Annotated in this window: 8 protein-coding genes; 1 reads left to right on the plus strand and 7 read right to left on the minus strand. The window is 62.3% G+C overall.

The window, feature by feature from the left end:
• The 7 genes from M0D69_RS28235 to M0D69_RS28265 form a co-directional block, all read right to left on the minus strand.
• Nucleotides 1-1,245, minus strand: a complete 1,245-nt coding sequence (locus M0D69_RS28235) for an ABC transporter substrate-binding protein (protein ID WP_301785152.1) — start codon at nt 1,243-1,245, stop codon at nt 1-3.
• Between the two features lie 166 nt (nt 1,246-1,411).
• On the minus strand, nt 1,412-2,818 hold the full coding sequence (locus tag M0D69_RS28240) for a M20 family metallopeptidase (RefSeq protein WP_301785153.1): 1,407 nt from the start codon (nt 2,816-2,818) through the stop codon (nt 1,412-1,414).
• 45 nt (nt 2,819-2,863) lie between these two features.
• A complete protein-coding gene (locus tag M0D69_RS28245; RefSeq protein ID WP_301785154.1) occupies nt 2,864-3,715 on the minus strand; it encodes an ATP-binding cassette domain-containing protein in 852 nt (283 codons plus the stop codon).
• The gene (locus tag M0D69_RS28250; RefSeq protein WP_301785155.1) at nt 3,712-4,701 is read right to left on the minus strand and encodes an ABC transporter ATP-binding protein; all 990 of its coding nucleotides are present in this window, start codon (nt 4,699-4,701) and stop codon (nt 3,712-3,714) included. Before M0D69_RS28250 ends, M0D69_RS28245 begins: the two co-directional genes overlap by 4 nt.
• Before the next feature lie 10 nt (nt 4,702-4,711).
• Complete coding sequence (locus M0D69_RS28255) at nt 4,712-5,620, minus strand: ABC transporter permease (RefSeq protein ID WP_301785156.1); 909 nt, start codon at nt 5,618-5,620, stop codon at nt 4,712-4,714.
• Nucleotides 5,621-5,629: 9 nt separating this feature from the next.
• Nucleotides 5,630-6,547 carry an ABC transporter permease gene (locus M0D69_RS28260; protein WP_301785157.1) on the minus strand — a complete coding sequence of 306 codons (918 nt, stop codon included), beginning with the start codon at nt 6,545-6,547 and terminating at the stop codon, nt 5,630-5,632.
• Between the two features lie 53 nt (nt 6,548-6,600).
• Nucleotides 6,601-8,124, minus strand: a complete 1,524-nt coding sequence (locus M0D69_RS28265) for an ABC transporter substrate-binding protein (protein WP_301785158.1) — start codon at nt 8,122-8,124, stop codon at nt 6,601-6,603.
• A 158-nt stretch (nt 8,125-8,282) separates the two neighbouring features.
• Between M0D69_RS28265 and M0D69_RS28270 the strand changes: the two genes are divergently transcribed.
• A complete protein-coding gene (locus M0D69_RS28270) occupies nt 8,283-9,185 on the plus strand; it encodes a LysR family transcriptional regulator (RefSeq protein WP_301785159.1) in 903 nt (300 codons plus the stop codon).
• Nucleotides 9,186-9,332: the final 147 nt, after the last annotated feature.

The following is a 9,332-nucleotide window of genomic DNA, read 5'->3' on the forward strand; positions in this document are numbered from 1 at the left end:
TTAGACTTGAGGCATGAACTGCTTGTTGGTGCGTGGCGACTTGATGAGATCGCAGGCGCCACCCGTGTCCGACGGGAACTGGTTCGGGAAGGTCTGGAGAATCTCCCATACGCGGTTCTTGGGGCGTGCCAGATAAGCGTTGCGGATGGTGTGGTGCGTCGCCGGGTCCATCTTCACGGTGCCTGAAGGCCCCTCGATGGAGATACCCGTCTCGAGCGCCGTCACGACCTTGGCCTGCTCGACCGAGCCGGCTTTCTTCACCGCTTCGGCCCACAACATGATCCCTTCGTAGGTGGCCGTATCGAGTTCGCCCAGGTCTGTCAGGCTCGGTCCGTACTTGGCCTGCATGCCCTTGACGAAGGCATTTGCATTGGGGGTGCCGAGGTTGTTGTAGAAGCCGAAGCACGTGATGATGCCGTCGGTGGTGGCGGCGTCCATGGTGGTCAGTTCGTCGCCCAGGCCGAACACAGTCGCGCCCACGGGAATCTTCGACTTCATGCCCGCTGCCGCCCATTGCCGGTAGAACCCGACATGATTCGCCCCCACCAGTGCGGACAGCACCATGTCGGGCTTGGCTTCCTGGATGCGGCTGATGGTGGACGAGAAATTGGTGACGTCGAGCGGGAAGAAATCGGTGCTGACGACCGAGCCGCCGCCGTCCTTGACGAACTTGGTCATCCAGCTCGCGGTGATGTGGCCGTAGTTATAGTCCGCGGCAATGATGTAGACCTTCTTGCCCCAATTCTTGAGTGCGTATTCAACAATATGATCGACGGTCTGCGCGGGCGTGGTGCCGGTGCAAAAGACATTGCGGTCGCACACGCCCCCTTCGTATTGCGTGTTGTAGAAAAACAGGGTCTTGCTGCGATCGAAGATGGGCCGGATTGCTTCGCGTGAAGCCGATGTAATACCGCCCTGTATTACATCGACCTTGTCCTGGAGGACCAGTTGCTGCGCGTACTGTGTATAGAGCTGGATGCTGCTCTGGGTGTCGTAGGCGATCAGCTTGACCGGGCGTCCGAGCAAGCCGCCGTGGTCGTTGATCTGGCCGACCGCAAATTCGGTGGCCTGGATCATGCGCCGGCCCTCGATGCCGAGCGCGCCCGTGCCGTCGAGCAGGCTGCCCAGCTTGATCGGCTCCGCGGCCGATGCGCTTCGGGTGACGTAGGGACCCACAAGCGCCCCTACCGCCGCTGCTGCCCCGAACTTCAACGCTTTACGACGTGATCCAGATTCCATTGTCATCGATTCGCTCCGCATGCGATTGTGTGATTTGACCGATTGCAGTGTAAGTTCTCAAAAAAGAAGCAATGCAAATGTCAAAAATCCACACAACGGGCAAAACAGTCATTTTCAATGGGATGAATCGGGCAGTAAGCGAGCGCTTGGTCAGATGAAAGGAGACAGCGCTTCAGGCGGCGCGGCGCGTGCGGATCTCGGCCCCCTGCTCGGCCAGATCCCAGAAAAGACCGGCCATGATCTGCAGCGCCTGCCGTGCGACGCTGCCCAGCAGATGCTCGTCCGGGGCATGTTGCGAGCAGGCCGGATAAGAGTGCGGCACCCATAACGTGGGCAAGCCGAGCGTCTGCGCGAACACATCGTTGGGCAGCGAACCGCCCAGGTTCGGCAACAACGCGGGCGGCTCGCCAACCGTCGCTTCGATCGACGCCATGCCCCAGCGCACCCATGGATCATCGGGATCGAGCCGGGTCGCGTGCATCCGCGTGCCGTTCTCGGTGACATCGATATCGTTATAGCCAAGCGCATCGAGATGCTCGCGCACATGCCGCAGGAAATTCTCGCTGTCGCTGCCGACCACATATCGCAACTGACAAGCCGCAAACGCGTAACCGGGGATTGCATTGATCGGCGCGTCCGGATTGCCTGTCTTGAACGCCAGCACTTCGAGTGCGTTCCACCCGAACAGGCGCTCGACCGGCGTGAGACCCGGCTCGCCCCATTGCGGATCGACTTCGGGATCGTTCGGGCCGCCACCGACTTCGATCGATGTCAGTGCATCGCGCACGCTTGCCGGCAAAAACTCGGGCAACAGGCCCTTCACGAGAATCCGGCCGCGCTCATCGACCATTGACGCTATCGCGTTGGCGAGGCGAATGCCGGGACTGCGCAACAGGCCGCCCCAGTTGCCCGAATGATGAGCGCCGTCGCGTAACTGGAGTTTCATCGTGAAGTTGAGGTTGCCGCGTGAACCGAGGAACAGCGTAGGACGCGATGCCGAAACACGTGGCCCGTCGGACGCGATGAACACATCGGCTTTCAACGCGTCGCGATGCTGCGCGCAGACATCGGCCAGCCCCGGCGAGCCGGTCTCCTCACCCATCTCGAGGATGACCTTGACGTTGAAGCCGAGTATGCCGTGACGCGCTTCCAGAACCTGTGCGAGCGCGGCGATGTTGATGGTGTGCTGGCCCTTGTTGTCGGCGGTGCCGCGGCCATACCAGCGGTCGCCTTCGACCACGATCTTCCACGGCTCACAGCCGGTGCGCCATTGTTCCGCGTAACCCAGCACGACATCGCCGTGACCGTAGGTCAGCACAGTCAGTGCCGCCGGATCTTCGATCCGCTCGGCGATCAGGAACGGGCTTTTGCCGGGCAACGGGTTATCGACGATCTGCCATGTAAAACCGAGCGCTTCGAGCTCCGGCACGATCTGCTCGGTCAGGTAGGCGTACAGCGCCGGCAGGCTCGTGGCCGACTGGCTCTCCGTGCGTTGCGCCACGCGCTGGTCCAGCACGCGCATGAATTGACCATCGTCGAAATAGGAAGTGGCCAGGTCGATGGCTCGGGTGCGACTCATCGGGTCGTGTCTCCGGTTGGGGTCAAGAAGGGGTTCAGAAAATAATCAGAGCGGCGCCAGCTCGGGCAGGCCGAGACCGGGTTCGGGGGTCAGCACCGAGGACAGCAGCATCTGCGTGTACGGATGCTCGGGGTTCGAAAAAATCGCTTCGCGGCTTTTCTGCTCGACAATGCTGCCGCGATACATCACCGCAACGCGATCGGCCAGATGCTCGACCACACCGAGGTCATGGCTGATGAACAAATAACTGAGACCGAACTCGGCCTTCAGATCGAGCAGCAGGTTGAGAATCTGCGCTTGCACGGAGACATCGAGCGCCGAGGTCGGTTCGTCGCAGACCAGGATGCCCGGCCGCAGGATCAGCGCCCGCGCAATCGCCACCCGCTGGCGCTGCCCGCCCGACAATTGATTCGGATACTGCAGGTGAGTGCGCTCGGGCATGCCGACAAGATCGAGCATCCGTTTGACTTCGGCGGCGCGTTCGGCCTGGGTTCCGCGCTTATGCAGCATCAACGGCAAGCCGACGATCTGCGCGACTGTCTTGCGCGGATTCAGTGACGAATAGGGATCCTGAAAGATCGGCTGGATACGCTGCGCCATCTGCAGCGAAGCACGCGGATCGATCTGCTTGCCGTCGATCAGCACACTGCCCGCGCTCGGTGCGAGCAAGCCCAGCAACATCTTGGCGAGCGTGCTTTTACCGCAGCCCGACTCTCCCACGAGCCCGAGTGTCTCGCCGCGGTAGAGCCGCAACGAGACTTCGTTGACGGCCTGGAACGGACGCCCGGCCCGAAACAATCCGCCCCCGATAGAAAACGTCCGGCTGAGCGCGCAGAGTTCCAACGCAATGTCCTGGCCCGCCATGGCAGGCGAAGAGGAAGGCATGACGGGTTTCATCGGACGGGCTCCTCGAGCAGCGTTTCGGCCAGCACGCAGCGCGCACTGTGTCCGCCCTCCACGTCGACGAACGGCGGTGTCTGCGCGCATTCGTCGTGGGCGAACTCGCACCGGTTGCGAAATGCGCAACCGGAGATATCGCCGATCAGCGAGGGCACTACACCGGGAATCGCCGCCAGATGCGTGCCGGGCTGAGTACGTCCGCGCACCGGAATGCTGTTCAGCAAACCGCGCGTGTAGGGATGGCTCGGCCTGCGGAACAACACGCCGACCGGCGCTGTTTCAACGACCTGCCCCGCATACATCACCGCGACCCGGTCCGCGATGCGCGCCACTACACCCAGGTCATGTGTGATGAACAACACGGCGGTCCCGAACTCGCGTTGTAGATCGCGCAGCATGTGAAGGATCTGCGCCTGGATGGTCACGTCGAGCGCAGTTGTCGGTTCATCGGCGATGATCAGGTCCGGCTCGCACATCAGCGCCATCGCAATCATCACACGCTGCCGCAAACCGCCCGACAACTGATGCGGATACTGTCCCAGCCGCTCGGCCGCGTTTGCGATCCCCGCCCGCTCCAGCAAATACACAGCGCGCTCGCGGGCCTGCGCAGCCGATACCTTGCGATGCTGGCGCAGCGCTTCGCACAACTGGTTGCCGAGCGTGTACGACGGGTTCAGCGACGTCATCGGTTCCTGGAAAATCATCGCGATGCGGTTGCCGCGCAGCTTCGCCATGCCGCGGTCGTCGAGCGCCTGAAGGTCCACGCCATCGAACCTGAGGCGCGTCGCCTGCCGTTTCGCACGGCGCGGCAGCAGGCCCATCAGCGCCAGCGACGTCATCGATTTGCCGCAACCGGATTCGCCCACCAGACACAGCATTTCGCCGCGCTCGACATGAAAGTCGATGCCACGCACGGCGCGCAGCGGACCGTTTTGCGTCGGCAGTTCAACCTGGAGGTTTTCGACTTCGAGTAACACGCTCATGGTTTGATTCCTAGTTCCGGCCATCGGGTGCATTGAGATCGCGCAGACCGTCGCCGACCAGGTTGATCGCCAGGACGAGCACCGCGAGCGCGGTGCCCGGAATCACGATGACCCATGGCTGGAAGAACATGTACGCCTTGCCCTCGGAAATCATCAGCCCCCAGGACGGCATGGGTGGCGGCACGCCGAGCCCGAGAAATGAGAGCGTGGCTTCGAGCAGGATCGCGTGAGCCATCTCGAGCGTCAGCACGACAATCAGCGCGCTCGCGATATTCGGCAGCAGTTCGCGCAGCAAGATGTATGGGGTCGATGCACCGACCGCCTTGGCCGCCGCAATGAACTCAGCGTCACGCAACTGCTGCGTGACCGAGCGCGAGACCACGGCGAAGCGATCCCACAGCAGCAGGCCAAGCAGCAGGATCACGGTCTTGAGCGAACCGCCGATGAGCGAGGACATTGCCAGCGCCACGAGTACGACAGGCATCGCGAGACGGGTGGTGAGGATGTAGCTGATGAGTCCGTCGACCCGGCCGCCGAAGTAGCCCGCCAGTACGCCCAGGGTCGTGCCGATCAAACCGGAGATGGTCGCGGCCGCAACACCGATCAGCAGCGACACCCGTGCGCCGTAGAGCAGCCGGCTGAGATAGTCGCGCCCGAGCTTGTCGGTGCCAAGAATGTATTGCCAACTGCCGCGGGCGCTCCAGACCGGCGGCACCAAACGGCGCGACAGGTCTTGCCCGTAGGGATCGTGAGGCGCGAGCACCGGCGCGAAGACCGCCGCCAGCACGATCAGGCCGAGCAGCACCGCGCCGAGTGTCAGACCATGCTGGCCCAGTACGCGGCGCAACAGCCGTTGCCACGGCAGCATGGCAGCCGCGTCGAGGCGCAGCGCGGGCAGAATGCGGGTATCCGGGGTCATGGTGCTCTCCTAGCGGGTACGCATGCGCGGATCGAGCGCGGCGTTGGCGACATCGGCGATGAAGGTCAGCGCGATATAAAACATCGCGATGATCAGCACGACGGCTTGCACGACCGGAAAATCGTTGCGCGCGATGGCATTCCACGCGAGCTGGCCGAGTCCTTGCAGCGAGAACACCGATTCGATCACGACCGACCCGCCCAGCATGAACCCGAGTTCGACCGCCGCCAGCGCGACGACCGGAATCAACGCGTTGCGCAACGCATGCTTGAAGACCACGCGAGCGGGACTCAGGCCCTTGGCGCGAGCCGTACGGATGTAATCGGCGCCGAGCACGTCGAGCATGCCGGCGCGCGTGAGCCGCATCATCGCGGGGGTCGCGTAGTAACCGAGCGCGATAGCCGGCAACACGAAGTTCTGCCAGCTCGAATTACCCGCAACGGGCAGCCACTTCAGTCCCACCGAGAACACGAGGATCAGCGTGAGGCCGAACCAGAAACTCGGCATGGCCTGCCCGATCACGGCGATCAGCAATGCGAGCCGGTCGACCCATGAGTCGCGATACAGCGCGGCCAGCACGCCGAGCGGAATCGCCACGAACACGGCGATGGCCAGCGCGATGCCACCGAGCTTGAGCGTGATCGGCAGACGTTCTGCGATCAGGTCCATGACCGATGACTGGAAGAAGAACGAACGCCCGAAATCGAGGTGAGCCGCGTGCCACAACCAGTCGATGTATTGCGACGTCATCGGCCGGTTCAGTCCGTATTGGATCCGCAGCGCGTCGACCTGGGCGGCGGATGCTTCCGGCCCTGCGATCGAGGTCGCGAGATCGCCGGAAAGATGCAGCAGCGCGAAACTGACGATCGACACGGTGAGCGCAACCGCGATCGCCAGCCCGAGACGGCGAAGAACGTAGGCGAGCATGAGAGCTTCCTGGTTGATGAAGGCGGCACCGCTGCCGCGGACGTTGCTACGTGCTACTTCCAGCTGGCTTCATAGAAACGCGGCAGTTCGTCCGGATACGCCTTGAAATTCAGATCGGACGTGAACGCGTAGTTGGTCGAGTACGAAAACAGTGGCGCCCAGTAAGCCTGCTCGCTGATCCGCTTGAGCGCCGTCGCGTAGTCCGCCTTGCGCACGGCGCCATCGTTTGACGAATCCGCGGCGTCGAGTACCTTGATCACGTCCGGATCTTTGGCGCTGTCGTCGGGACCGCCCTTGAAATACACGCTGACGAAGGCCGATGCGTCATTGACCGAGAACGAACCCCACGCCTGGAATGTCATCGGTGTCTTGCCCGAGCGCTGGGCGGTGCGCAAGGCCGCGTATTGCAGGTAATGCAGGCGCGCATTGATCCCGACCTTGCGCAGGTCACCGATGATCGCCTCAGCATATTCACGCTCGCGATACGCATAGAGATCGGTCTCGAAGCCGTTCGGATAGCCCGCCGCCTTGAGCAGCTCACGCGCCTTCGCCGGGTTGTAGTCATACTTGACGACAACCGCGTTATCGCAGCCGAACTGGGTCCGGAAACAGGTCGCGTACACCGGCTGACTCCCCCCGCGAACCAGGTCTTTTGCAAGCGCGCCGCGATTGATCGCGTAGTTGACGGCCTGACGTACACGCACGTCCTTGAACGGCGAATTCGGGGTCGAGCTGCCGATGGCGTCCATCGACAGATAACCGACCCGCATCGTTTCGCCGCCGATCACGCTCAGGTTCGGCATCGCCTTGAGGGAGTCGGCCTGGTCGGCGGGAACACGCCAGATCCAGTCGACCGCGCCGGTCATCAGTTGCGCCGAGCGTGTTTCCGGATCGGGGATCACCAGGAACTTGATCGTGCCGATCTTCGGCGTGCCGAGCGGACTGTCCTTGAAGTAGCTGGCGTTCTTGACCATCGTCACACCGACGCCGGGCGTGACAGAGGTGATCTTGTAGGGACCGGTGCCGATCGGCGCCTTGCTGAACCCTTCGAGCCCGGCTTTCTTGAAGTACGCGGCCGGATAGATCGGCGTCGGGCCGGACAAATACTCCAGCGCGGCCGGAAACGGCGCTTTCAGCAGGATGCGCACCTGGTAGTCTCCGACCTTCTCGGCACCCTTGATCCAGTCGACGTTTTGCCGCGTGACGACCTTCGAGTCGGGCGACACGACATAGTTGAACGTGAAGACGACGTCATCGGCGGTGAACTTGTCGCCGTTCTGGAACGTGACGTCGCGGCGCAGGTCGACGAGCAGAGACGTCGGCGATTCCCACTTCCAGGCCGTCGCCAGTTCAGGTTTGTATTGCCCGGTCGACGGATCGCGGTAGATCAGTGTGTCCCACACCATGTGCGCGACGATCACGCCTTCGCGCAAGTTGTTGTGATACGGCGAGATGTTTTCCGGTTCGCTGTCCGAGGCATAAACCAGCGTGTCGTTGGACTTTCCCGCGAAGGCCTGGCTGGAAAGAAACAGCGAAGCGGCAAGCAACGCCAGCTTGAATCGACCGGCAACATTCATCGTCTGACTCCTGTGGAAAGGGCTGCGCTTGAACGCTCGGCCCACATTCGGCGGGTTTTCGGAATCAAGACTAAACGCTGAATTTTGTCGCGACTATCATCGAAACAATAACCGCCCGTTGCCGAATCGGCATCGCAGATGCGCTCGAACGGACCAGAATGAAACATCACCATTTGCAGGAGACCGCGCTACGCTATTTTCTCGAGGTCGTGCGTACCGGTTCGATCAGCGAAGCTTCCACGCGCCTGAACGTCGCCAGTTCCGCGATCAGCCGCCAGATCGCGGGCCTCGAGGAAGCGCTCGGCACGCCATTGTTCGAACGGCGGCCGCGCGGCATGGTCGCGAGTGCCGCCGGCGAAATGCTCGCGGCATTTGCGTTCCGGACGGCGCTGGAAGCGGACCGCCTGGTGCAGGACATCGACGCGCTGCATGGCTTGCGACGCGGCCAGGTGCGGCTCGCTACATCGGAAGGGTTTGCCATCGAATTCCTGCCGCAGGCGATTGCCGACTTTCGCGAGAAGTATCCGGGCATCGTGTTCCAGTTGCTTGTCAGTGCGCCGGCGGAAGTCACGCGGCGAGTGCGCGAAGGCGAGACGGACATAGGCGTGACCTTCAGCCGGACCATGCAAAGCGAAATCAAGGTCGAGTCCCGGCAAGTGGCGCCGATGATGGCCGTGATGCGTTGCGGCCATCCGCTCGCGCGCTTCGAGACCTTGTCGCTGTCACAAATGAGCGAATATCCGCTCGCCCTGCCCGATGCCGGCACGACCATCCGGCAACTCTTCGATATTGTCGTGGGGCAGCAGCGACTGACGCTCGAACCGGCAGTCGTCAGCAATTATGTTGAGGCGTTGCATAATTTCGCGATCATGTCCGATACTATTTCGATCGCTGCCGAGGTCACGGTTCGGTACCGTGCGGCGCGGGGTGAACTGGTGATGATCCCGATCCGCGACCGGGGTATGGACGCGCGTCATATTGAAGTGCAGACGCTGGTGGGGCGCACATTGCCGATGGTGGTACGGCTGTTTCTGGAATTTTTGTGCGGGCGGTTGGGGTAGGTTCGTTCGCACTTGGTTGGGGGGCGGGGGTTGGTTGGGGTCTGCCTGAGCCGGTTGGGGTCTGCCTGAGCCGTCGGTCTTGGGTTGGTGCCGGGTTGGTGCTTTCGGCGTTGGTGGTCTGCGTGAGTTAGCTGTGTTTTTTATCAC

The organism is Caballeronia sp. SEWSISQ10-4 2 (genome assembly GCF_030464885.1).
In the GTDB taxonomy this organism is placed as follows: domain Bacteria; phylum Pseudomonadota; class Gammaproteobacteria; order Burkholderiales; family Burkholderiaceae; genus Caballeronia.

Excerpts from the sequence above, each read along its gene's own strand:
- M0D69_RS28235 (WP_301785152.1), bottom strand. The coding sequence starts at position 1,245 with ATGACAATGGAATCTGGATCACGTCGTAAAGCGTTGAAGTTCGGGGCA.
- M0D69_RS28240 (WP_301785153.1), bottom strand. The coding sequence starts at position 2,818 with ATGAGTCGCACCCGAGCCATCGACCTGGCCACTTCCTATTTCGACGAT.
- M0D69_RS28245 (WP_301785154.1), bottom strand. The coding sequence starts at position 3,715 with ATGAAACCCGTCATGCCTTCCTCTTCGCCTGCCATGGCGGGCCAGGAC.
- M0D69_RS28250 (WP_301785155.1), bottom strand. The coding sequence starts at position 4,701 with ATGAGCGTGTTACTCGAAGTCGAAAACCTCCAGGTTGAACTGCCGACG.
- M0D69_RS28255 (WP_301785156.1), bottom strand. The coding sequence starts at position 5,620 with ATGACCCCGGATACCCGCATTCTGCCCGCGCTGCGCCTCGACGCGGCT.
- M0D69_RS28260 (WP_301785157.1), bottom strand. The coding sequence starts at position 6,547 with ATGCTCGCCTACGTTCTTCGCCGTCTCGGGCTGGCGATCGCGGTTGCG.
- M0D69_RS28265 (WP_301785158.1), bottom strand. The coding sequence starts at position 8,124 with ATGAATGTTGCCGGTCGATTCAAGCTGGCGTTGCTTGCCGCTTCGCTG.
- M0D69_RS28270 (WP_301785159.1), top strand. The coding sequence starts at position 8,283 with ATGAAACATCACCATTTGCAGGAGACCGCGCTACGCTATTTTCTCGAG.